The following is a 21916-nucleotide window of genomic DNA, read 5'->3' as shown; positions in this document are numbered from 1 at the left end:
GCTTCGCCAGCACTCCAAGGCGGATAGAAAAAAGAAGAGGGGGTCCGGGGGAGAATTCATTCTCCCCTGGTTTCGCCAACAGGCCGAAATCCTCCGGCCTCTTTTGTGTCAGCCGCTGCTGATCAGCCCCGCCTGATGCCGCGCCAGCCAGCCGTTGACGGCGAGCGCCAGGGCCTTGGCCACCTGGGCGCGATGGGCGGGCCGTTTCAGGGCCGCCTCGTCGCGCCGGTCGCTGAGGAAGCCCATTTCCACCAGCACGCTCGGCACGTCCGGCGCCTTCAGCACGGCGAAGGCGGCCTGCCGGTGGGTATTGGGCAGCAGCGGCACGCTTTCCCCCAGCGATTCGACCACGAACTGCGCCAGCCGGGCGGAGCCGACCTTGGTCTCCTGCCGCACCAGGGAATAGAGGATGCGCTCCACCTCGGGGGAGACCTCCGGCAGGTGCAGCCCGCCCTTGGCGTCGGCCTGGTTCTGGCTCTGCGCCAGCCGGGCGGAGAAGGTGTCCGAGGCGCGGTCGGAGAGGGTATAGACGCTGGCGCCGCGCGCTCCTGGCGCCGAATCGGCATGCAGCGAGATGAACAGCGTCGCCTGCCGCTTGCGGGCGAACTCCACCCGGCCGGCCAGCGGGATGAAGACGTCGCGCGAGCGGGTCAGCGCCACGCGGCAGCGGCCGCCGGCTTCGATCTGCCGCTTCAGCTCCAGCGCCGCCGGCAGGGTGATGCGCTTCTCATAGGTGCCCGTGGCGCCGATGGTGCCGGGGTCCTTGCCGCCATGGCCGGGGTCGATCACCACCAGCGGCAGGGGGCGGGAGGCCGTGGCCGCCCCGCCGGCGCGGCCCTGCGCAATGGTGCCGCGCGCCAGGCGGGCGAAGCCGGCGGCGGTGCCGGGCGCGACCTCCAGGACCAGCCCGTCCCCCTGGGCGGCGGCGCGAACGACCGAGACGGGACCGCTGAGGTCCAGCAGCAGGCGGCGGTTCGGCGCATCCCAGCGGGCCTGCCGCACGGGCCCTGCGCCGGCCAGCCGCAGCGGTCCGCGCCAGGCGGTGCCGGGCAGGTGCAGGATCAGCCGGGCCGGGCGCGCCTGCGCCGTCAGCCGCCAGCTGGCGGCGGCGCTGAGGTCGAGCGTCAGCCTTGCGTGGCGCTCCGCCCGCTGCAGCCGGACGGCGGTGACGGCAGCCTCGGCCAGCGTGGGCGCGAGGCCCGACAGGCCCGCCAGCAGCCCGAGCGTCATCTGCAGCAACTGCCGCCTTTGGGGTGCGAGAGACATGGTGCGACTTCCCCCCGTACATCGCGGTGGCCCGGTGCCCGCGGCGATTTCCCCCTGCCGCGGGGCACCCTTGGCGTGGCCGGCCGGTGGCCGCGCCGCCATTGCCGGGAAGGACCGCTGTCCGGCCCGCCGCACCGTCCCCACGGCGCGGCCTTCCCTGGCAGGCGGGCTTTATCATGGCCGCCCGGCGCGATCACGGCATTACTTCATGTAACATCGCGACGCGGCAATGGCTTGTGGAAGACGTGGGGGGCGCCTATGGTGCCTTGCCCCGGCGGCGAACGCTGCCGGTGGAGGTTCCGGGCGCGGCCGCCCGGCCTTGTGCTGGCCTTTCCGCTGTGCGGTGGGCCGGAGTTCGGCGCGGCCCGAAGGACCTGGCAAGGGATCGCCCCCATTGATGGGGGCCACGTGCATCCCGGCTGCGCCAGGACCCTGCAGCCCGCTCCACCGGTGCGGAGATCACGGCGCGGAAGGGTGGCCCCGGCATCATCGCCTGCCATTCCGGCCCGCGCCTGCCGCTGGCCCGTTCGTGCCCGATGGATGTCGCATTGCGATGCCGGGGGTGCGCTTCCGGGGCCTGCGCGCGGCGCGCTCAACAAGGGCCCCCCTTCGGGGCGCGGCCCGCCGAGACGAGAGGTCGAGACCAGAGCCGCATGGCACGCCATACGCCACGCCGCCTGCGCGCGACCCCGCTGCCTCGGGCCTGCCCACTTATTGCCGCCGCCGGCAGCGCGATCGCGCCGGTGGCCCGGAGCATCCCGATTCATGACCAAGCGCATGCTGATCGATGCATCCCACGCCGAAGAGACGCGGGTGGTGGTGCTGGACGGCAACCGGATCGATGAGTTCGACATCGAGACCGAGAACAAGCGGCCCCTGAAGGGCAACATCTACCTGGCCAAGGTGGTCCGGGTCGAACCCAGCCTGCAGGCCGCCTTCGTCGAATACGGCGGCAACCGCCACGGCTTCCTCGCCTTCAGCGAGATCCATCCCGACTACTACCAGATCCCCGTCGCGGACCGGGAGCGGCTGCTGGCCATGCAGGCGCAGGAGGCCGCCGAGGACGAGGATGACGAGGATGAGGTGAGCGACGCCGAGGCGGAGGCCGTCGCCGCCGCCATCGAGCAGGTGGCCGACGCCGACGAGCGTGCCCAGGCCGCGCCTCCCTCCAGCTTCAGCGAATCCCACGAGCCGGAGCACCCGCGCGAGGTCGAGCCCGGCCAGGTGACGCCGCGCTCCCAGCCGATGGCGATGCGCGGCGAGCGCCGCTCCGCCAGGCCGGAGGACCTGATGGCCGCCGAGGCCGCCGCCGCCGAGGCCACCGTGCCGCATGAGGGCATGCCGGTGGAGGAGGAGGGCCCGGCGCCCGAGACGCTGGGCGGTCGCGACAAGGACGAGGCCGAGGATGTGCGCGGCGAGCGCCGCATCCCGCCGCGCTTCCTGCGCCACTACAAGATCCAGGAAGTGATCCGCCGCCGGCAGATCATGCTGGTGCAGGTCGTCAAGGAGGAGCGCGGCAACAAGGGCGCGGCGCTGACCACCTATATCAGCCTCGCCGGCCGCTTCTCCGTGCTGATGCCGAACTCCCCGCGGGCGGGCGGCATCTCCCGCAAGATCACCTCGATCGCCGATCGCAAGCGGCTGCGCGAGGTGATCCAGGAGCTCGGCATGCCGCGCGGCATGAGCCTGATCGTCCGCACCGCCGGCGCCGGCCGCCCCAAGCCCGAGATCCTGCGCGACTGCGAGTATCTGCTGCGCCTGTGGGACGACATCCGCGAGCGCACGCTGGAATCCGTGGCGCCGGCGCTGATCTACCAGGAAGCCGACCTCATCAAGCGCTCGATCCGCGACGTCTTCGGCCGTGACATCGAGGACATCCAGATCGAGGGCGAGGACGCCTACCGCCAGGTGCGCGACTTCATGCGGATGCTGATGCCGCAGAACGAGCGCAAGATCCGCCTCTACCGCGACGGCAGCGTGCCGCTCTTCGCGCGCCACGGCGTCGAGGCGCAGCTCGACGCGATGATGTCGCCCACCGTGCAGCTTCGCTCCGGCGGCTATATCGTCATCAACCAGACCGAGGCGCTGGTCGCCATCGACGTGAACTCGGGCCGCAACACGCGCGACCGGCACATCGAGGACACCGCGCTGCGCACCAACATGGAGGCGGCGGAGGAGATCGCCCGCCAGCTGCGGCTGCGCGACCTCGCCGGCCTCATCGTCATCGACTTCATCGACATGGAGTCCTCGCGCAACGACGCGCAGGTGGAGCGCCGCCTGAAGGAGGCGCTGAAGAGCGACCGCGCCCGCATCCAGGTCGGCCGCATCAGCCATTTCGGCCTGCTGGAGATGAGCCGGCAGCGGCTGCGCCCCTCCGTCACCGAGCACTCCTTCATCACCTGCCCGCACTGCCAGGGCCTCGGCATCGTCCGCAGCGCCGAGAGCGCCGCGCTGCAGGTGCTCAGGCAGATCGAGGAGGAGGGCGCCAGGCGCCGCGCCGCCGAGATCTGCGTGCGCATCGCGCCGGACATCGCCATCCACCTGCTGAACCGCCGCCGCGACCGCCTCTCGGAAATCGAGGCGCGTTACAACATGGCGGTGGTCTTCGAGCCGGATGCGCAGCTCAGCGGCCCGGCCATCCAGATCGAGCGCACGCGCGCGCCGATCGTCGCCGAACCGGCCGCCGCACCCGCCGCGCTGCGCATGGACTATGCGCCGGAGGCGGAGGTGGAGGCGGAGGCCGAGCCGGTGGTCGCGGTGCCCGAGGCGCCGGCTGCCGCCGCGCCGGCCGAGGTCAGCGGCGAGGCGCCGTCCGGCCCCGCCGAGGAGGATCGTGGCAACGGCAATGGTGAGCGCCGCCGCCGCCGCCGCCGCCGCCGCCGGGGCGGGCGCCGTGAGGAGATGAACGGCGCGCCGGGTGCCGAGGCCGCCGAGGCGGATGCGACCGAGGCCGAGGACGAAGGCGAGGAGGATGAGGCTGAAGGCACCGCGCCGGCCGCCGCCGAGCCGGAGGCTGCCCCCGAGGCCACGCCGGAGTCCGAGGAGGACCGGCGCCTGCCGCGCCGCCGAGGCCGCCGTGGTGGCCGTCGCCGGCCGGGCGAAGGGACGGCGGAGCCGCGTCCGGTCTATGCCGGCCCGACCCCGGCAGATCCCTTCGCGGGCACGCTCGACGACATCTTCGACGCCATGGCGGCGGCGGAGGAGGCAGCCCAGCAGGGTCCCGTGCCCAGGCAGCCGCCGGCCTTGCCGGCCGTCGATGCCGAGGTGGCGCCCGTCGCCTCCGCAACCCCCGAGTCGGCGCCGGTGACCGAGCCGGGGCCGGTGGTCGAGCCGGAACCGGTGGCCGAGGCGGAGCCGGAGGCCCCCGCGGAGGCGCCGCAGCCGGAAGCTGCGCCGCAGGACAAGGTGGCGCAGGCCGCCGGGCTCGCCCCGGAGCAGACCGCTGCCGAGGCGCCGGCCACGGGGCCAGCCACGGGGGAGATGCCCGCTGCGGAGACGCCGGCCAAGCCGCGCCGCACCCGTGCCAGCCGGGCCAAGGCCGCCGCCACTGAGGCGTCCACCACCGAGGCGCCCGCCGCCGAGGCACCCCCCACCGAGGAGGTGGCCCCGGCCAAGCCGCGCCGCACCCGCCGGACCAAGGCCGCCGAGGCGGCGGCCACCGAGGCGGTGCCTGCTGCGGAGACGCCGGCCAAGCCGCGCCGCACCCGCCGGACCAAGGCCGCCGAGGCGCCGGCCACGGAGGCCCCGGCGACCGAGCCTGCGGCTCCGGAGGCCCCTGCCGCCGCGGCGCCGGATGAGGAGCCGCAGGCCGCGCCGCCGGTGCAGCCGGTGCTGGTGGACCTCGCGCCGGAAGCCCCGCGGAAGCGTGGCTGGTGGAAGCGCTGAAACCCGTGACCCCGTGGCGTGCCGCGCCACGGGGTCCGGACAGCCCCGCATGACGGCCGAATTCGCTCCTCTCCGGACCGAGCGCCTGACGCTCCGCCTGCTGCAGCCCGAAGACGCCCCGGACCTGCACCGGCTGATCAATGACTGGGATGTGGTGCGCTGGCTCAGCCGCGTGCCCTTCCCCTATCCCCGCGAGCTGGCGGATGAGTGGATCGCCTCCACCCATCGTCAGCTTGCGGAGGGCGCTGCCTGGCATCTCGCCATCGTCGGGCAGGATGGCGATGCCGAGGTGCTGGTTGGCTGCGTCGGCCTGACCCGCCAGCCGGAGACCCGGCGCGCGGAGCTGGGCTACTGGGTGGGCCGCCGCTTCTGGGGCTTCGGCGTCGCCGCCGAGGCCGCCGGGCGACTGGCCCGCTGGGGCCTCGCCCATCTCGACCTGGACCGCATCTTCGCGCATGTGCTGGAGGAGAATGCCCGCTCCGCCGCCGTGCTGCGACGCATCGGGCTGGTCGAGAGCGGACGGGGCGAGGCGCAGTTCCTGGCGCGCGGCGCCAAGCTGCCCGTGCTGCTGTTCGAGGGCGGCCGCGAGGACCTGACGGCGCCCGTCCCCGTGCCTGACCCGCCCGCGCTGGCCGAGCCGCCGCCCGGCGCCAAGCCCATGCTGCTGGTTGCCGCCTGTGCGCTGGTCGACAGCGATGGCCGCGTGCTGCTCGCCCGCCGGCCCGAAGGCAAGCCGATGGCGGGGCTGTGGGAGTTCCCCGGCGGCAAGCTCGACCCCGGCGAGACGCCGGAGGCTGCGCTGATCCGCGAGCTGAAGGAGGAGCTGGGCATCGACGTCTCGGCGGCCTGTCTGGCGCCCTTCACCTTCGCCAGCCATGATGCGGGGCGCTTCCACCTGCTGATGCCGCTCTATCTCTGCCGGCGCTGGGAGGGCACCGTCACCGCGCGGGAAGGGCAGGCGCTGGCCTGGGTACGGCCGGGCAAGCTGTCCGACTATGCCATGCCGCCCGCCGACAAGCCCCTGGTGGCGCTGCTGCGCGACTTTCTCTGAGGCGGCCGGGGGGACTCCGCCGCCGGCCCCCCCGGTCTCAGGTCCGCAGCAGGTGCCAGATGGCGATCGCCGCCTGGCAGGAAACCACCAGCGTCACCATCCCGAGCACGGCCCGGTGCGGCAGGATGCGCAGCAGGTAGCCCGCCAGCGGCGCCGCCAGCGCGCCGCCGAGGATCAGCCCCAGCACCACGCGGCCGAGCTGGCTGATGTCCAGATGCAGCACCAGCGTCACCGAGACCGCCACGGTGACGAAGAACTCGGCGCAGTTCACCGTACCGATCGCGCGGCGCGGGTCGCTGCCGCTGGCGAGCAGGGTGGAGGTGACGATCGGCCCCCATCCGCCGCCGCCGATGGCGTCGAGAAAGCCGCCGCTGGCCCCGAGCAGCATCACCGGAGGGGGGCGGGTGGAGCGGATATGCCCCAGCGCGCGCCCCAGGATCAGCAGCGCCATGCAGACGAGATAGACGGCGACGAAGCCGCGAACGGCGCGCTCCGGAAGGCCGATCAGCAGGAAGGCGCCCGCCACCCCGCCGAGGACGCCCGCCACGGCCAGCCGCAGAAACAGCCGCTTCTCCACATTGCGGTGGTAGAGGTGCGACAGGCCGGAGAGCCCTGTCGTCACCACTTCGGCGGTGTGGACGGCGGCGCTGGCCACGGCCGGCGTCAGGCCGAAGGCCAGCAGGCTGGACGAGCAGATGATGCCGAAGGCCATGCCGAGCGCGCCATCCACGAGCTGCGCCAGGAAGCCGATGGCCGCGAAATACAGGAGATCCGTTCCCATGGCGGCTCCGTGCCGGGCCAGGGCCTGACTCCAGCATGGGCGCCCCCTGAAGAGAAAGGCAAATATCGGCCGCCGCGCGGCACCCTTCCCGCCAGCGTGGCGCCGGGGGATGATGGGGCTGACCGCTCCCGCCCGCCGGCGCGAGCCGAGCCCTGCGAGGAGCCTGCCCGTGACGAATCCCACCGCCTGCCTGCTCATCATCGGCAACGAGGTGCTCTCGGGCCGCACCCAGGACGCCAATCTGAAGTTCCTGGCGACGCGGCTCGGCGAGATCGGCATCCCGCTGCGCGAGGTGCGCGTCATTCCCGATGTGCGGGAGACCATCATCGCCACCGTCAACGAGGTGCGGGCGAAGTTCGACTACGTCTTCACCACGGGCGGCATCGGCCCGACGCATGACGACATCACCGCCGAGTGCATCGCCGCCGCCTTCGGGGTGCCCTGGGAACCGCACCCCGAGGCCTGGGAGCGGCTGGCGGCCCACTACGCCCGCCAGACCCCGCCCGGCGACTTCAACGCCGCCCGCCAGCGCATGGCCACCATGCCGCGCGGCGCCACGCTGATCGACAACCCCGTCTCGGTGGCGCCGGGCTTCATCATCGGCAACGTGCACGTGATGGCCGGTGTGCCGCGCATCATGCAGGCGATGTTCGAGGGGCTGGCGCCGAAGCTGCAGGGCGGTGCGCCGGTCGTCTCGCGCGCGCTGCACGCCCATGGGCTGATGGAAGGACAACTCGCCGAGGGGCTCGGGCGCATTCAGGCCGATTTCCCGGAGATCGATATCGGCTCCTATCCCTATTACCGGCCCACCGGCAACGGCGTGGCGCTCGTCGCCAAGGGCGTGGACGCGGCGCGGGTGGAGCAGGCCATCGCCGCTATCGGCGACTTCATGAAGTCGCTGGGCTTCCCGCCGATCGAGGGCGAGCCGGTGTGAGGAAAAGATCGGGGGAAGGAATTCCCCCGAACCCCCATCTTTTCTTTGTCAGTTTGGCGGTCGCTGCGAGAGGGCGCGGGAACTGACAGAAGAAAGAAGGGGGTTCGGGGGAATTCATTCCCCCAGCCTTGTTTCACGCGAGTCCCGAAAGTTCCGCCACCAGCTCGCCCAGCGCGGCCGAGTCCTTTCCGCCGCGCCCGCTGTTGACCAGCGCCTCCAGCATCTGTGCCGCCATGGCGGTGCCGGGCGCGAAAACGCCGTGGTCCCTTACGGCGCCGAGGGCCAGGCGCATGTCCTTGCGCATCAGCTCGGCGCGGAAGCCCGGCTGGGTGGCACCGTCGATGTAGCGCTTGGCATGGGCCTCCAGCACCGCCGAGCGCGCGGAGCCGCCGAGCAGCGCCTGCCGCATCGCCTCCGGATCGAGCCCCGCCTTGCGGCCGAGGGCCAGCGCCTCGAACACCATCTGCATCGTGCCGCTGATGATGAGCTGGTTGGCCGACTTGCAGACCTGCCCGGCGCCGGGCGAGCCGAGATGCGTCACGCTGCGCCCGACCGCGGCGAAGACGGCCTGCGCGGCGGCGAAGGCCTCCGCCTCGCCGCCGACCATGCAGGTCAGGGTGCCGTCCCGTGCCCCGGCCGGGCCGCCGGAGACCGGGCTGTCCAGCAGGAAGGCGCCGCGCTCCTCCCGCAGGCGGCGGGCGAAGCCGGCGGTGGCGCTGGCGGCGATGCTGGAGAAGTCCACCACCACCATGCCAGGGGCGAGAGCCTCCGCCACGCCCTGGGGGCCGAACAGGACGGCTTCCACATCCGGCGTGTCGGGCAGGCAGAGGGCGACGGCGGCGGCCCCGCGTGCGGCTTCGGCGGGGCTGCCGGCCCAGACGGCGCCGGCCTGCTCCAGCGTCGCTGCCTTGCCGCGGCTGCGGTTGTGCACCGTGAGTTCAAAGCCGGCGCGCCGCAGGTTGGCGGCCATGGAAGCGCCCATGACGCCGAGGCCGACGAAGGCAAGGCGGGCAGGAGGCGTGATCGGCTGCATCGCGTGTTCCCTTTCAGGCCGGGCGTGCGGCACCGGGCAGGTCCTCCAGCAGGTACTCGGCGCCGCAGCGGGCGCAGATGTCGCGCACATGCCGCGCCAGGCTCTCCGGCACCGGAATGCCCCCGGCGCTGCGCGCGGCATGCTCCATTCGCTCCGGGTCGCCGGGAATCAGCACCGGCCGGTCCGGCCGGGCGGGCGGCGTCTGGCGCAAGGTGTCCAGCAACGCGCCGAGGTCCTGGTGGAATTCCTCGGGCGGGCGGAAGGCGGCCGGGTCGATGGCCAGGAAGAAATGGCCGATATTGTCCGGCGCTCCGGGCGGCGCCGTGCGGTTGCGCAGGAAGGAGAAGGCGCCGCCGGTCAGCGTGCCGGCCAGGATCTGCACCATCACACCGAGGCCGTAACCCTTGTGCCCGCCGGTCTCGACGGTGCCGCCGAGTGGCGTCAGCCCGCCCTCGGCGCGCTTGTACAGATAGGCCATGCCCTCCGCGGCATCGGTGACGGGGCGGCCCTCGCCATCCATCACCCAGCCCTCCGGCATCGGCTTGCCGTTGAGGTCGTAGACCTTGACCTTGTTGCCGGCGACGGTGGTGCTCGACATGTCCAGCACGAAGGCCGGCTCGCCATCGGCATCCGGCGCGGCCAGGGCGATGGGGTTGGTGCCGAGCATTGGCGCCGCACCACGCGCCGGCACCGCCATCACGCTGCGCGCGGTGGTCATCACCATGCCCAGCACGCCGCGCCGCGCGGCGATCCGCGCGTAATGGCCGGCGGCGCCGAAATGGTGCGAGTTGCAGACGCCCACGGCGCCGATGCCGGCGGCCAGCGCCTTCTCCACCGCCAGTTCCATGGCCATGGTGGCGACAGGATGGCCCAGCCCGGCGCCGCCATCCACCAGCGCCGTGCAGGCGTTCTGCCGCAGCACGCGCGGGCGGGCCTGGAGGTGGAGTTGGCCGCCGTCCCGCAGCTTCTCGTACATCATCAGCATCGACAGGCCGTGCGAGTCGATGCCCATGAGGTCGGTCTGCACCATGGCCTCGGCCGTGGTGGCGGCGAGGTCCGGGTCCATGCCCCAGGCCAGCAGGATGCCGATGATCTGCCGGCGGACGCTCTCGGCGGTGGCGCGCATGGCGGATCTTCCTTCCGGCGTGGTCAGCGGGTGACCGCGCACCCCTTGGCGGCCAGCGTCTCCTCGACCCAGCCGCGCTCCCAGCCCGCGCCACGGATGGCGGCGGTGATGGCGCCCTCCTTGGCCGCATGGGCCTCGGCGGCGGCGACCACCGACTCGGCGGCGGCCAGCGGCACCACCACCACGCCATCCTCATCGGCCACGATCAGGTCGCCGGGGCTGACCACCAGCCCGCCACAGGCGAGCGGATAGCCGATCTCGCCGGGACCCTCCTTGTACGGACCGGCCGGGGTGGCGCCACGCGCCCAGACGCCGAGCTGCATCGCCGCCAGTTCCCTGATGTCGCGCACCGCGCCATCGATCACCAGCGCGGCGATGCCCCGGGCGGCGGCGTGGCTGCACATCAGGTCGCCGGCGACGGCGATGGAGAGGTCGCCGCCGCCGTCGCAGACCACCACATCGCCGGGCTGGGCCAGGTCGATCGCCCGGTGCAGCATCAGGTTGTCGCCGGGGCGGACGCGCACGGTCAGCGCCGGGCCGGCGACGGCGCGGCGGCCGCCATAGGCGAGGAAGCCGCCGCGCATGGCCTGCATGCGGTTCATGACGTCGCCGATATTGGCCACCGGCAGCTTCGCGGCGCGCTCCGCCAGCGCCGGTGAGACACGATCCTGCCGTTCGGCGATGCGCAGCCCGATGGTCATTCCTGTCCGCTCCCTCGATGCGCCGTTCCGGCGCCGTGGCCTCAGGCTGCCTCATATGTCAACTGTCTGCAATCGTCCCTCCGCACCCTGCGGCGCCGGGGCGGCTCAGATCTCGCCCGGCGACAGGAAGCGGGCCAGCCGCACGGCGGTATGGCCGCGCATGGTGCGCGGACTCGGCATCACCAGCAGGCAGTCGTCATGCGGGGTGCGGATCTCGGTCTCGCCATCCAGCGCCAGCAGCGTGTTGCGGACGGGGACCACGGTGCCGCCGCGGAAGGGCTGCACGAAGGCGAAGCCATGCGTGCGCGCCACCACCGTGCGCGTCACTTGCGCGAGGCGTGGCGGCGCTGCGAGCGGAGGGGGCGGCAGGTCCAGGCAGCCGCTTTCGCGCAGCAGGGCGGTGGCGCAGCCCTCCAGCGTCTCCAGCGTCGCCGGCGCCCAGTGCTGGCCGCCCTCCACCAGCAGCGCCGTGCGGTTGCCGGCAGGGTCGGCGAAGCCGGGGCGGTCGATCAGCCGCAGCCCGGTGCTGTGCCCCTCATCCGCCACCACCAGCGGCGGGATGCCGAGCCGCGCCCCCATGCGCAGCGCGTGGTGCGGCGTGCCGGTGATGATCAGCGGGTCGGAGGGCCAGAGCATGCTGTGCAGATCGAGCAGCAGGTCGGCGCTGTCGAGCACCGGGCAGAGCTCGCGCGCGCGGTCCAGCTCCCGGCTGCGGCGGTGGCCCTGCAGCACACGGTCGCTCCAGACGCGGTTCATGTCCTCGTCGAGGAAGCGGCTGAGGGTGGGGTCGGCGGGGTTGAAGCGGGCGAAGGCGGCGAAGTTGGCGAAAACCAGCGTCAGGCGCCCCCGCAGGGGCCGCAGCCCCTGCTCCAGCCAGCGCGACAGCAGCAGGGCGCCGGCGAACTCGTTGCCATGGATCAGGCTGACCAGCACGACATGCGGTCCGGGCGCGGCGGCCGTGAAGCTCCAGACGCCTTCCATCAGGTTGCCGCGCAGCCAGGGCCGAAGATCCGGAACCGGAAGCTGCACCGGAAAATGCGGCAGGAAGTCCGGCGCCGCCGCCTCGCTCACCTCTGGAGCCCCCCGCGACCGGGCAGCGGTGCATGGCCCGCCCCCGGAAGCGCATTCCTCTGCGCCGCCACGGCCATCTCCCCGTTGTCTCCCGTGGCACTCTTATACACGGGGGCGGGATGGGCAACCGCACGGCGGCGCGAGGCTCAGCCGGGCTTCGCCGCCTGGCGCGCCTCCGCGACGAGCTGCCGCAGCGTCGGCAGGTCCACCGCGCCCGGCACCAGCCTGCCGCCGATGACGAGCGCCGGCGTGCCCTCGATGCCGAGCGCGCGGGCCAGTGCCACATGGTCCTGCAGACGGGCCTTCAGCGCCGGGTCCTGCATGTCGCGTTGCAGGCGCGGCCAGTCGAGCCCGGCGCGCTGCGCCTCGGCCTGCAGCGCCGCCTCGGTCGGCTCACCCTTCAGCCGCATCAGCGCGTCCTGCAGGGCCGCGTACTTGCCCTGGCGCTGCGCCGCCAGCAGGGCGCGGCTGGCGAGCACGCTGTTCGGGCCGAGGATCGGCAGGTCCTTCAGCACCAGCCGCACCTGCGGGTCCTCGCGCAGCAGCGCCTCCATGGTGGGATGCAGCGCCTTGCAGTAGCCGCAGCGGACGTCGAAGAACTCGACGATGGTCACGTCGCCGCGCGGGTTGCCCTTCACCGGGTCCGCCGGGTCGCGCAGCAGCAATTCCTCATGCGCCGCGATGGCGGCGCGCTGGCCGGCGCTGCGGTCCTCCTGCTCGGCCTGCTGCAGCGCCATGAGCGCGTCGCGCAGGATGGAGGGGTCGCTGCGCAGCGCGTCCCGCACGATGCCGACCACCTCCTCCCGCTGCTGTGGGGAGAGCGCCTGGGCGGCAAGTGGCGGCGCCATGCCGAGCAGCAGGGCCGCACCGAGGGCGAATCTCGCCGCCATGAACCGGATTCTCGTCACGTCGTCATCGTCTCCGTCGTTGGGCCTGTTCGGCCTCGCGCTGCTCCGGCGTCATGTTCTCCGGCCGCGCGGCGTTGCGCAGGTCCTGCGCCCGCAGCCGGGCGGGTCCGGGAGGGAGGGCTTCCGCGGCCCGGCGGGCCAGGAAGCGGGCATCGGGGAAGTTCTCCTTCAGCATGGCCTCCTCCGCCAGGGCCAGGTCGGCCATCGGCAGGTTGCCGAACCGGCCCTGCGCCACCCCGAGCTGGTGCCAGGCGAAGCCAGCCTCGCGGTCGAGCGCCAGGCTGGCCTCCAGCTCCCGCACCGCGGCGCGCAATAGCGCGGGTGTGCCGAGCTCGATCATCACATGCGCATGCGCGGTGCGGATCAGCGGCTCGCCGGGGGCCAGGCGCGCCGCCTCGGCATAGGCGGGCAGCGCCGCCTGCGGGCGATGGCCCTCGAACAGGATCTGCCCCTTCATTTCGTGCAGCCAGGGGCTGCCCGGCTGCTCCCGCAGCAGTTCCTCCATCAGGGCGACCGCCTCGGCGATCCGCCCGCTGCGGTACAGGGCGATGCTCCGGGCATAGCGGGCCGGGGCCGAGCCGTCACGCTCCGGGTAGAGCCGGCGCAGCGCCTGCGGGCTGCCGAGGAAGCCGTTCAGCTTCGCCCTCACCATGGCGAAACGGGCCTCGAAGTCGGGCGGCAGCGCCGTGTGCTCCGCCCCGGCGCGGGCGATGCGCTCCTGCACGAAGGCCACCCGGTCCTGCGAGAGCGGATGGGTGCGGAAATACGGGTCCTGCCGCCCGACCGCGAGAAGCTCCTGGTCCAGCAGGCGGCGCAGCAGCCGTTCCAGCCCTTCCGCCGGCCAGCGCCGGATGGCGAGATAGCTGAGGGCGGCCTGGTCCGCCGCCTGCTCCTGGCCGCGGCTGAAGGCGTAGAATTCGCCCATCGCGCTGGCCTGCCCGCCCATGGCGATGGCGCCCAGCGCCTCGCCATGCCCCGTGGCCGCCGCCGCGGCGCCGCCGGCCAGCAGGGCGGCGACGGCGCGCAGCATGGCGAGGTGCATCTGCTCCGGCAGCTGCGCCAGGTGGCCGCCGGCGATGTGGCCGGTCTCATGCGCCAGCACGCCGACCAGTTCCGCCGCCGAATCGGCCTGCTGGATCAGGCCGGTGTGGATGAAGAGGCGGTTGCCGGTGGTGACGAAGGCGTTTATGGCCCGGTCCTGGATCAGTGTGATGCGCACCAGCGCCGGATCGACCCCTGCGGCCCGGAACAGGGGATGCGCGAAGTCGCGGATCATGCTTTCCGTCTCGGCGTCCCGGATCAGCACGACGCCGCGGCCGCCCTGGTTCCCGGCCTGGGCCTGCACGGCCCCGGCGAGCAGCAACGGAGTGAAGAACGCCAGCATGAGCAGCAGCGCGCGGAACGGGGCCGACAGGCTTCGCATGGGCGGCAGCCTAGCCCGGGGTGGGCGGAAGCGGCCAGCATCCTGGCCCGCTTTGCTGGCGGCGGCCGGATTCCTCGGCCTCTCCGGCTGCGGCACCGTCGGCAGCGCGGTGAACAGCGTGGTCGGCGACAACACGCCGCCCGAAGGGCAGCCCGGCCATGTCCGCGGCTTCCTCGGCGGCGTGGTGGCGGACGAGCCCCGCGCCGCGCTGGTGGGGCGGGAGGTGCTCTCCGCCGGCGGCACGGCGGTGGATGCGGCGGTGGCGGCCGGATTCGCGATGGCGGTGACGCTGCCTTCCCGCACCGGGCTGGGCGGCGGCGGCGCCTGCCTCGTTTTCAATCGGGAGCGCGGCAACACCGAGGCGGTGCTGTTCCCCGCCACGGCGCCGGCGCCGCAGGGCCCGGTGGGCGACCGCCCGGCGGCGGTGCCGATGCTGGCGCGCGGCCTCTTCGCCCTGCACACGCGCCTGCCGCGCCGACCCTTCAACGAGCTGATCGCGCCCGCCGAGCAGCTCGCCCGCTTCGGCGCCACCACGTCCCGCGCCCTGGCGCAGGACCTCGCGGCCGTGGCCGGGCCGCTGCTGGCCGACCCGCAGGCGCGCGCCGCCTTCACCGGTCCCGACGGCCAACCGCTGACCGAGGGCGCGCAGCTGGTGCAGCCCGACCTCGGCGGCACGCTTTCGGCGCTGCGCGTCGCCGGCGTGGGCGACCTCTACCAGGGCGCCATGGCCCGGCGCCTCGTGGAGTTTTCGGCCCGGGCCGGCGGCCCGCTGACGCTTGAGGACCTGCGCCCGGCCGTGCCGGTCGTGGCGAAGCCGCTGGAGATGCGGATCGGTTCCGACCTGCTCGCCTTCCTGCCGCCGCCGGCCGATGGCGGCCTGGCCGGCGCCGCCGCCTTCCAGGCGCTGCAATCCGGTGCAGGGGTGGACGCCGCCTCGCAGCGCGGCCTCGCCGTCTCGCGGGTCTGGCGCGAGCGGGGCGGCGACCCGGCCAGCCTGCTCGCCAGCCCGCTGCCGCTGGAGGGGCCGGTGCCGGCGCTGCCGGCCTCGGCGAGCCTCGTGACGCTGGACCGGGAGGGCAACGCCGTCTCCTGCGCCTTCACGCTGAACAACCTGTTCGGCACCGGGCGCGTGGTGCCGCAGCTCGGCTTCGTTATGGCCGCCGCGCCCAACCGGGGCCGCGTGGAGCCGCCGCTGCTCGCCGCCACCCTGGCCTACAACGCCAACCTGCGCGCCTTCCGCTATGCCGGGGCGGCGACCGGCCAGGGCGCGGCGCCGATCGCCCTGGCGCTGCCGGCGGCGCGCGTGCTGCTGAACGGCTCGCCGGTGAACGAGGCGGTGGCGGCCGTCCCGGCGCCGGGAAGTGCCAACGCCATCAGCTGCCCGCGCTATCTGCCGGGCCGCGAGGACCGCTGCGCCGCCGCCGCCGACCCACGTGGCTTCGGGCTGGCGCTGATCGGCGGCCAGTAAAAAAGTCCGGGGGAAGGAATTCCCCCGGACCCCCATCTTTTTTCTTCGGGTTTCCTGGGCGAGCCGCAAGCGCAGCCCAAAACTGACAAAAAGAAGAAGGGGGGTCGGGGGAATTCATTCCCCCGACCTTGGTTTCTTCGGGAAGGCCTCATGCTCAAGACCGGACGAGGCGCCGAGGCGCCGCCCTTCCTGGTGATGGACGTCATCGCCGCCGCCAATGCGGCCGCGCTCAGCCTGCCGCCCGGCGCCCCCGGCGTGCTGCGCATGGAGGTGGGCCAGCCCTCCACCGGAGCGCCGCGCGGCGCCGCCGAGGCGGCGATCCGTGCCCTCCAGGCCGGTGCGCCGATGGGCTACACGGAGGCTTTCGGCCTGCGCTCCCTGCGCGAGCGCATCGCCCGGCATTATGCGGAGAAGTACGGTGCAGCCGTCGCTGCGGAGCGCGTGGCGGTGACGGTGGGCGCCTCCGGGGCCTTCCCGCTGGCCTTTCTCGCCGCCTTCGACCCGGGTGACCGCGTCGCCATGGCCGCGCCCTACTATCCGCCCTATGCGAATATCCTGACCGCCCTCGGCATGGTGCCGCAACTGCTGCCCTGTGACGCCACGACCCGCTTCCAGCCGACCATCGCCATGCTGGAGGCGCTGGACCCGCGGCCCGACGGGCTGATCGTCGCCTCGCCCTGCAACCCGGCCGGCACCATGCTGGCGCCCGAGGAACTGGCGGCGATCGCCCGCTGGTGCCACGCGAACGGGGTGCGGCTGATCTCCGACGAGATCTACCACGGCCTCTCCTACGGCATGTCCGAGAGCACCGCCGCCGCCTTCAGTCCCAGCGCGGTGGTGGTGAACAGCTTCTCCAAGTACTTCTCGATGACGGGCTGGCGCATCGGTTGGCTGGTGCTGCCGGAGGATCTGGTCCGGCCGGTGGAGTGCCTGGCGCAGAACCTGTTCATCAGCGCGCCGCATGTCTCCCAGGTGGCGGCGGAGGCGGCCTTCGACTGCACGGCGGAGCTGGAGGCCAACAAGGCCGCCTATGGCCGCAACCGCGATGCGCTGCTGGCCGGCCTGCCCGCCGCCGGCTTCGACCGGCTCGCCGAGGCAGATGGTGCCTTCTACCTCTGGGCCGATGTCAGCCAGTTGACCAATGACAGCGTGGAGTTCGCCGCCCGCATGCTGGCCGAGGCCGGCATCGCCGCGACGCCCGGGGTGGACTTCGACCGCGCGCGGGGCCAGCGCTTCCTGCGCTTTTCCTATTGCGGGGCGGAGGCGGCCATCGCCGAGGCGCCGGAGCGGCTGCGCCGCTGGCTGCGGCGCTGACAGGGCGGCGGGCCGGCCTGACGGTCCTGGTCCGCAACCCTCGACCTGTCCGTTTGTTCACCTCGCCGGAGGCGGCGCATGGCCGCCCCATGCCAGCCGGGGAGATGCATGATGACCATGGGCAGCCGCAGTCCGCAGCCCCTGCCGGGCTTCCTCACACGCCGCATCTTCCTGCGGCACTCCGGCGGCGGCGTGGCGGCGGGCGCCCTGACGGTCGCTTCCCGGCCCGTGGGCGCGCAGCCCGGCGCCGGCCAGCCCTCCGCGCCAGACGACCGGCCGGACCGCGCTACTGCGGCGAAAAGAAGTAGTGTTGCAGGCGCTGGATCATCTCGCGCAGGTTGAAGGCCGGCGGGGGGGTGTCCGCCTGCTCCGGGGGCACCTCGGCACGGAAGGCGGCCAGCGCCTCCGGCGTCTGCGAGAGCGGCAATTCGTGTGGTGCGGATTCGGCGGTCGCGCTGCCGAAGCCGAGCACGCGCACCAGCACCTGGTCCGCTTTCGGCAGTTCCTCGGCGGCGCGGGCGGCGTCCTCAGGGCGCGGGGCGCAGACGACGGAGCGGCCCTCCAGCCCGCAGGGCATCTCGAACAGCGGATTGGGCGGGAAGCGGAGCTGCGCCGTGCCGGTCAATGCCAGCAGGCCGCGCAGGGCGCCTTCCAGGTTGAGGTCCCGTGCCGTCACCACCGGCACCAGCCGGCCCCGCCGCGGCGCGATTTCCAGCGCCAGGGCGGGCATGTGCTCGGTTGCGGGCTCCACCGGCTGGGCATGGGTCATGCGGCAGGTGGACTGGTCGGTCATCGGGTCGGTGGAGCAGTTCAGGATCCAGGATCCGAACTGGTCGGGTGCCGCATGCGCCGGCAGGGCGGCCAGCAGCACGAGGGCGGCGATCGGCGGCAGGGTGGCGGTTGGGCGCATGTGGCGCAAGATAGGGACGGCATCGGGAGCTTGCCATGAACACTGTCACCTTTCCGGATGAAACCAGCGTTCCCGCCCTCGGGCAGGGGACCTGGAAGATGGGCGAGCGGGGCTCCGACCGTGCCGCCGAGGCGCGCACCCTCCGACTCGGGCTGGACCTGGGCCTCACCCTGATCGACACCGCCGAGATGTATGGCGAGGGCGGCGCGGAGGAGGTGGTGGCCGAGGCCATCGCCGGGCGGCGGGACGAGGTGTTCCTCGTCACCAAGGCCTATCCGCAGAACGCCTCCCGCAGCCGCCTGCCGGAAGCCTGCGCGCGCAGCCTGAAGCGGCTGAAGACGGACGTGATCGACCTCTATCTGCTCCACTGGCGCGGTAGCGTGCCGCTGGCGGAGACGGTGGAGGCGATGGAAAAACTGGTGCGGGAAGGCAAGATCCGTCGCTGGGGCGTCTCCAACCTCGACGTCGCCGACCTGGAGGAACTCGGCCCGGCGCTGTCCGGCTGTGCCACCGATCAGGTGCTCTACAACCTGGAGGCACGCGGGGTGGAGTTCGACCTGCTGCCCTATGCGGCGCGGATGAAGATGCCGGTGATGGCCTATTCGCCGGTGGGGCAGGGCGGCGCGCTGCTGCGGCACCCGGCACTGAAGCATATCGCGGCGCGGCAGGGCATCTCGCCCGCTCAGGTGGCGCTGGCCTGGACGCTGCGCGGCGGCAACGTCATCAGCATTCCCAAGGCGGCAGGCGAGGCGCATCTGCGCGAGAACGCGGATGTCTGGAAAGTGGTGCTGACGCCGGAGGACCTGGCGGAACTCGATTCCGCCTTCCCGCCGCCGAAGCGCAAGCAGCCGCTGGAGATGCTCTGAAAAGGTCGGGGGGAATGAATTCCCCCCAAGCCCCCCATCTTTTTTCTGTTCATCGCAGGCCGTGCGCGCCTGAACCCGAAGAAAAAAGATGGGGGTCCGGGGGAATTCCTTCCCCCGGTCTTTTCCCGCCAGCCTCCGCCAGGAAAGTGGCCCGCCGGATTGCGGCTTCCGGCCCGGCGGGCCTCTGCCTATCCTCACCACCGTGACCGTGGCCCTCGCCTTTCTCCTGCTCGGCCTCCTGCTGCTGGCGCCGCTGGGCGCGCTTGCCGGGAGAGGCGCGCGGCTGGTGCATGGGGGCGGGATCGCCGCCTCAGCCGGCTTCGTGCTGCTGGCGGTCGCCGGGCTGGCCCTTGGCGATGGCGCCGTGCTGCTGCTCCCCGTCGGCCCGCCCTGGGCGCCGCTGACCCTGGCGCTGGACGGGCTCTCCGCCTGGTTCCTGCTGCTGCTCGGCCTGGTGGGCGTCGCCTGCGGCCTCTACGCCTGGGTGCATGAGGCGGCCGCGCCACCGCGCCGGCTGGTGCCTTATCCGCTGTTCCTTGCCGGCATGGCGCTGACCCTGCTGGCCGCCGACGGCTTCACCCTGCTGCTCGGCTTCGAGGCCATGTCGCTCGCCTCCTGGGCGCTGCTCGCCGCGCAGCAGGGCGAGGCGGAGCGTGCGGCGGCGCGGCTCTATCTGGGTTTCGCGCTGTTCGGCGCCGCCTGCCTGATCCCCGCGGTCGGGCTGCTGGCCGGCCTCACCGGGGATCTTTCCTTCGCCGGGATGCGCGCCACCCCGCCGCAGGGCTGGGTGGCGGGCGTGGTGATGGCGCTGGTGCTGCTCGGCGCCGGCTCCAAGGCGGGGCTGGTGCCGCTGCATGGCTGGCTGCCGATCGCGCATCCGGTGGCGCCGAGCCATGTCTCGGCCCTGATGTCGGGCGCCATGACCAAGGTGGCGCTCTATGTCGTCGCCCGGCTGGCGCTGGACCTCGGCGGCCCGGCGCAGCCGCTCGCCTGGGGCGTGCCGCTGCTGCTGCTGGGCACGGCCTCGGCCCTGCTCGGCGCCCTGCGCGCCACCCAGGAGACCGACAGCAAGACGCTGCTGGCCTGCTCCACCATCGAGAATATCGGCTTCATCGCCATGGGCTTCGGCCTCTCGGCGGTGCTGCGCGCGGCCGATCTCGGGCCGCTGGCGGCGCTGGCGGCGGGGGCGGGGCTGCTGCACGCGCTGGGCCACGCGCTGTTCAAGACGCTGCTCTTCCTGGCGGCCGGTGAGGTGCAGCACAGCGCCGGATCGCGCCGCCTGGACCGGCTGGGCGGGCTGATCCACGCCATGCCGCTGGTCGCGCTCTGCGCCCTGGCCGGCGCCGCCGCGGCCGCGGCCCTGCCGCCGCTGGCGGGCTTCGCCGGCGAGTGGCTGCTGCTGCAGGCGCTGCTCTCCGCCTGGCGGGTGGGGTCGCTCGGCCTGCAGGTGCTGGTGGCGGCCTGCACGGCGGTGGCGGCGCTCTCGGCCGCGCTCGGGGCGGCGGCAATGCTGCGCCTCTGGGGGCTTACCTTCCTCGGCCGCCCGCGCACCCCGCGCACCATGGGCGCGCAGGACGCCGATCCGGTCTGCCGTGCGGCGCTGCTGGGGCTGGCGGCGCTGGTGACGGCCGTTGGGCTGCTGCCGGGCGCGCTGCTGGCGCTCGGCGCGCCGGCGGTGGCGCGGATCAGCGGGCATGACGGGGTGGCGGAGGCCTCCTTCTGGCTGGTTGGCCCCTCGGCCTCCGGCTCCGGCTACCGGCCGCTGGCCCTGGTGATCGTGGCGGCGCTGCTGCTGATCGGGCTGGTGGCGCTGGTGCGGCACCTCTCGCCGCGCCCGGCGGCACGCGGTCCGGTCTGGGATGGCGGCTTCATCGCCCCGCCGGCGCACCTGCCCTTCGGCGACCCGGCCACGCAGGCCAGCGCCGCCGGCTTCGCCCAGCCGCTGCGCCGGATGCTCGGCGGGCCGCTGCTGGCGGCGCGCGAGGCGGTGGAGCGGCCGCCGCCCGGCAGCCCGGACCCCGCCCGGCTGGAAAGCGGCTTCCATGATCCCCTCTTGCCGGCATTGCTGCGCCCGTTGCTGCGGCTGCGCGACAGGCTGGCGGTCGCGGCGGAACGGCTGCGCGACCTCACCATCCGCCAGTTCCTCGGCCTCAGCTTCGGCATGCTGGTGCTGCTGCTGGTGCTGCTGGCCTGGCTCGGCGCGGGGGGAGCGCCGTGACGCTGCTGCCCGCCATCCTTTCCCAGCTCCTGCATCTCGCGCTGATGCTGGCCGCGGCGCCCCTGCTGGTGGGGGTGGTGCGCTGGCTGAAGGCGCGGCTGATGGGGCGGCAGGGGCCGAACCCGCTGCAGCCCTGGCGGGACCTGCGCAAGCTGGTGCGCAAGCAGCCCCTGCTGGCGGAGAACGCCTCGGTGGTCTCGCTCGCCGCGCCCTATGCCGCGCTCGGGGCCACGGCGGCGGCGGCGGCGCTGGTGCCGGGCTTCGCGCATGGCATGCTGCTGGCGCCGATGGCCGACCTGATCCTGGTGGCGGGGCTGCTGGCGCTCGCGCGCTTCGCCCTGGCGCTGGCGGCGATGGATGTCGGCACCGCCTTCGGCGATCTCGGCGCCGCGCGCGAGATGAGCTTCGCCGCCTTCGCCGAACCGGCTTTCGTGCTGGCGGTGCTCGCCTTCGCCATCCTGGCCGGCACCACCAATCTCGACGCCATCGGCACCCTGCTGCAGGAGGGCATGGTGGGGCTGCGCGTCACGCTCGGCCTGGCATTGCTGGCGCTGCTGGCGGTGGCGCTGGCCGAGAATGGACGCCTGCCGGTGGACAACCCCGCCACCCATCTGGAACTGACCATGGTGCACGAGGCGATGCTGCTGGAATCCTCCGGCCGGCAACTCGCGCTGTGGGAGATGCAGGGCGCCCTGCGGCTGACCCTCTGGCTGACGCTGCTGGCGGCGCTTTTCTTCCCCTTCGGCACGGCGGGGGCGGATGCCGGGCCGCTGGGGTGGCTGCTCGGCCTGCTGGCCTGGGCCATCAAGCTCGGCGTGCTGGCGGTGGCGCTGGCGGTCTTCGAGAGCGCCATCGCCAAGATGCGCGTCTTTCGCGTGCCGGAATTCCTCGGCGCGGCGCTGCTGCTGGCGCTGCTGGGGGCGGTTTTCCTGTTCCTCTCCACCGGATTGGCCTGAGGAGG

At 73.4% G+C, this 21916-nt stretch carries 17 protein-coding genes; 8 read left to right on the top strand and 9 right to left on the bottom strand.

The genetic code is table 11. The annotated features are described in order from the left end of the window. Window positions 1-108: 108 nt before the first annotated feature. Window positions 109-1266, bottom strand: a complete 1158-nt coding sequence (locus QMO56_RS00640; protein WP_283523084.1) for an N-acetylmuramoyl-L-alanine amidase — start codon at window positions 1264-1266, stop codon at window positions 109-111. 765 nt (window positions 1267-2031) lie between these two features. On the opposite strand from QMO56_RS00640, the gene QMO56_RS00635 reads away from it, so the two are divergent. Together QMO56_RS00635 and QMO56_RS00630 are read left to right on the top strand one after the other, a co-directional pair. Then, window positions 2032-5151 (top strand): ribonuclease E/G, encoded by a 3120-nt coding sequence (locus tag QMO56_RS00635; RefSeq protein ID WP_283523083.1) that lies wholly within the window; start codon window positions 2032-2034, stop codon window positions 5149-5151. A gap of 49 nt (window positions 5152-5200) precedes the next feature. Then, a complete protein-coding gene (locus QMO56_RS00630) occupies window positions 5201-6202 on the top strand; it encodes a bifunctional GNAT family N-acetyltransferase/(deoxy)nucleoside triphosphate pyrophosphohydrolase (protein ID WP_283523082.1) in 1002 nt (333 codons plus the stop codon). Window positions 6203-6239: 37 nt separating this feature from the next. Here QMO56_RS00630 and QMO56_RS00625 read toward each other — a convergent pair whose 3' ends face one another. Next, window positions 6240-6983 carry a sulfite exporter TauE/SafE family protein gene (locus QMO56_RS00625; RefSeq protein WP_283523081.1) on the bottom strand — a complete coding sequence of 248 codons (744 nt, stop codon included), beginning with the start codon at window positions 6981-6983 and terminating at the stop codon, window positions 6240-6242. 169 nt (window positions 6984-7152) lie between these two features. Between QMO56_RS00625 and QMO56_RS00620 the strand changes: the two genes are divergently transcribed. Then, window positions 7153-7917 (top strand): molybdopterin-binding protein, encoded by a 765-nt coding sequence (locus tag QMO56_RS00620; protein ID WP_283523080.1) that lies wholly within the window; start codon window positions 7153-7155, stop codon window positions 7915-7917. Between the two features lie 133 nt (window positions 7918-8050). Here the strand turns inward: QMO56_RS00620 and QMO56_RS00615 are convergent, their stop codons facing one another. From QMO56_RS00615 to QMO56_RS00590, 6 genes are all read right to left on the bottom strand, one after another. Then, window positions 8051-8950 (bottom strand): NAD(P)-dependent oxidoreductase, encoded by a 900-nt coding sequence (locus QMO56_RS00615; protein ID WP_283523079.1) that lies wholly within the window; start codon window positions 8948-8950, stop codon window positions 8051-8053. 13 nt (window positions 8951-8963) lie between these two features. Then, window positions 8964-10076, bottom strand: a complete 1113-nt coding sequence (locus tag QMO56_RS00610) for an Ldh family oxidoreductase (protein ID WP_283523078.1) — start codon at window positions 10074-10076, stop codon at window positions 8964-8966. A 23-nt stretch (window positions 10077-10099) separates the two neighbouring features. Then, window positions 10100-10777, bottom strand: coding sequence for an RraA family protein (locus QMO56_RS00605; RefSeq protein ID WP_283523077.1), 678 nt, complete (start codon window positions 10775-10777; stop codon window positions 10100-10102). Between the two features lie 105 nt (window positions 10778-10882). Beyond that, on the bottom strand, window positions 10883-11848 hold the full coding sequence (locus tag QMO56_RS00600; protein WP_283523076.1) for a succinylglutamate desuccinylase/aspartoacylase family protein: 966 nt from the start codon (window positions 11846-11848) through the stop codon (window positions 10883-10885). 146 nt (window positions 11849-11994) lie between these two features. Further along, window positions 11995-12756 carry a DsbA family protein gene (locus tag QMO56_RS00595; protein WP_283523075.1) on the bottom strand — a complete coding sequence of 254 codons (762 nt, stop codon included), beginning with the start codon at window positions 12754-12756 and terminating at the stop codon, window positions 11995-11997. A gap of 4 nt (window positions 12757-12760) precedes the next feature. Continuing rightward, window positions 12761-14179, bottom strand: coding sequence for a M48 family metalloprotease (locus QMO56_RS00590; protein WP_283523074.1), 1419 nt, complete (start codon window positions 14177-14179; stop codon window positions 12761-12763). A gap of 52 nt (window positions 14180-14231) precedes the next feature. On the opposite strand from QMO56_RS00590, the gene QMO56_RS00585 reads away from it, so the two are divergent. Beyond that, a complete protein-coding gene (locus tag QMO56_RS00585) occupies window positions 14232-15647 on the top strand; it encodes a gamma-glutamyltransferase (protein ID WP_283523073.1) in 1416 nt (471 codons plus the stop codon). Window positions 15648-15797: 150 nt separating this feature from the next. Then, the gene (locus tag QMO56_RS00580) at window positions 15798-16961 is read left to right on the top strand and encodes a pyridoxal phosphate-dependent aminotransferase (protein ID WP_283523072.1); all 1164 of its coding nucleotides are present in this window, start codon (window positions 15798-15800) and stop codon (window positions 16959-16961) included. Between the two features lie 286 nt (window positions 16962-17247). Here the strand turns inward: QMO56_RS00580 and QMO56_RS00575 are convergent, their stop codons facing one another. Continuing rightward, the gene (locus QMO56_RS00575) at window positions 17248-17871 is read right to left on the bottom strand and encodes a hypothetical protein (protein ID WP_283523071.1); all 624 of its coding nucleotides are present in this window, start codon (window positions 17869-17871) and stop codon (window positions 17248-17250) included. Between the two features lie 35 nt (window positions 17872-17906). Here QMO56_RS00575 and QMO56_RS00570 point away from each other — a divergent pair, with 35 nt between their 5' ends. The 3 genes from QMO56_RS00570 to QMO56_RS00560 all read left to right on the top strand — a co-directional run bounded on the left by QMO56_RS00570 (window position 17907) and on the right by QMO56_RS00560 (window position 21911). Further along, window positions 17907-18737 carry an aldo/keto reductase gene (locus QMO56_RS00570; RefSeq protein ID WP_283523070.1) on the top strand — a complete coding sequence of 277 codons (831 nt, stop codon included), beginning with the start codon at window positions 17907-17909 and terminating at the stop codon, window positions 18735-18737. A 202-nt stretch (window positions 18738-18939) separates the two neighbouring features. Next, window positions 18940-20955 carry a proton-conducting transporter membrane subunit gene (locus tag QMO56_RS00565; protein WP_283523069.1) on the top strand — a complete coding sequence of 672 codons (2016 nt, stop codon included), beginning with the start codon at window positions 18940-18942 and terminating at the stop codon, window positions 20953-20955. Then, on the top strand, window positions 20952-21911 hold the full coding sequence (locus tag QMO56_RS00560; protein WP_349362328.1) for an NADH-quinone oxidoreductase subunit H: 960 nt from the start codon (window positions 20952-20954) through the stop codon (window positions 21909-21911). The genes QMO56_RS00565 and QMO56_RS00560 overlap by 4 nt, the downstream gene beginning before the upstream one ends. Window positions 21912-21916 lie beyond the last annotated feature (5 nt).

The sequence above is a fragment of the Roseomonas sp. E05 genome (genome assembly GCF_030063475.1).
In the GTDB taxonomy this organism is placed as follows: Bacteria; Pseudomonadota; Alphaproteobacteria; order Acetobacterales; family Acetobacteraceae; genus Pseudoroseomonas.
The sequence above is the reverse complement of the archived record's forward strand: the minus strand, read 5'-3'. Positions and strand labels throughout refer to the sequence as shown.

Bases quoted from the DNA above. Each gene is read 5' to 3' on its own strand.
- QMO56_RS00590 (WP_283523074.1), bottom strand. From the start codon at position 14,179: ATGCGAAGCCTGTCGGCCCCGTTCCGCGCGCTGCTGCTCATGCTGGCG.
- QMO56_RS00575 (WP_283523071.1), bottom strand. From the start codon at position 17,871: ATGCGCCCAACCGCCACCCTGCCGCCGATCGCCGCCCTCGTGCTGCTG.
- QMO56_RS00625 (WP_283523081.1), bottom strand. From the start codon at position 6,983: ATGGGAACGGATCTCCTGTATTTCGCGGCCATCGGCTTCCTGGCGCAG.
- QMO56_RS00630 (WP_283523082.1), top strand. From the start codon at position 5,201: ATGACGGCCGAATTCGCTCCTCTCCGGACCGAGCGCCTGACGCTCCGC.
- QMO56_RS00605 (WP_283523077.1), bottom strand. From the start codon at position 10,777: ATGACCATCGGGCTGCGCATCGCCGAACGGCAGGATCGTGTCTCACCG.
- QMO56_RS00635 (WP_283523083.1), top strand. From the start codon at position 2,032: ATGACCAAGCGCATGCTGATCGATGCATCCCACGCCGAAGAGACGCGG.
- QMO56_RS00615 (WP_283523079.1), bottom strand. From the start codon at position 8,950: ATGCAGCCGATCACGCCTCCTGCCCGCCTTGCCTTCGTCGGCCTCGGC.
- QMO56_RS00640 (WP_283523084.1), bottom strand. From the start codon at position 1,266: ATGTCTCTCGCACCCCAAAGGCGGCAGTTGCTGCAGATGACGCTCGGG.
- QMO56_RS00610 (WP_283523078.1), bottom strand. From the start codon at position 10,076: ATGCGCGCCACCGCCGAGAGCGTCCGCCGGCAGATCATCGGCATCCTG.
- QMO56_RS00570 (WP_283523070.1), top strand. From the start codon at position 17,907: ATGAACACTGTCACCTTTCCGGATGAAACCAGCGTTCCCGCCCTCGGG.
- QMO56_RS00580 (WP_283523072.1), top strand. From the start codon at position 15,798: ATGCTCAAGACCGGACGAGGCGCCGAGGCGCCGCCCTTCCTGGTGATG.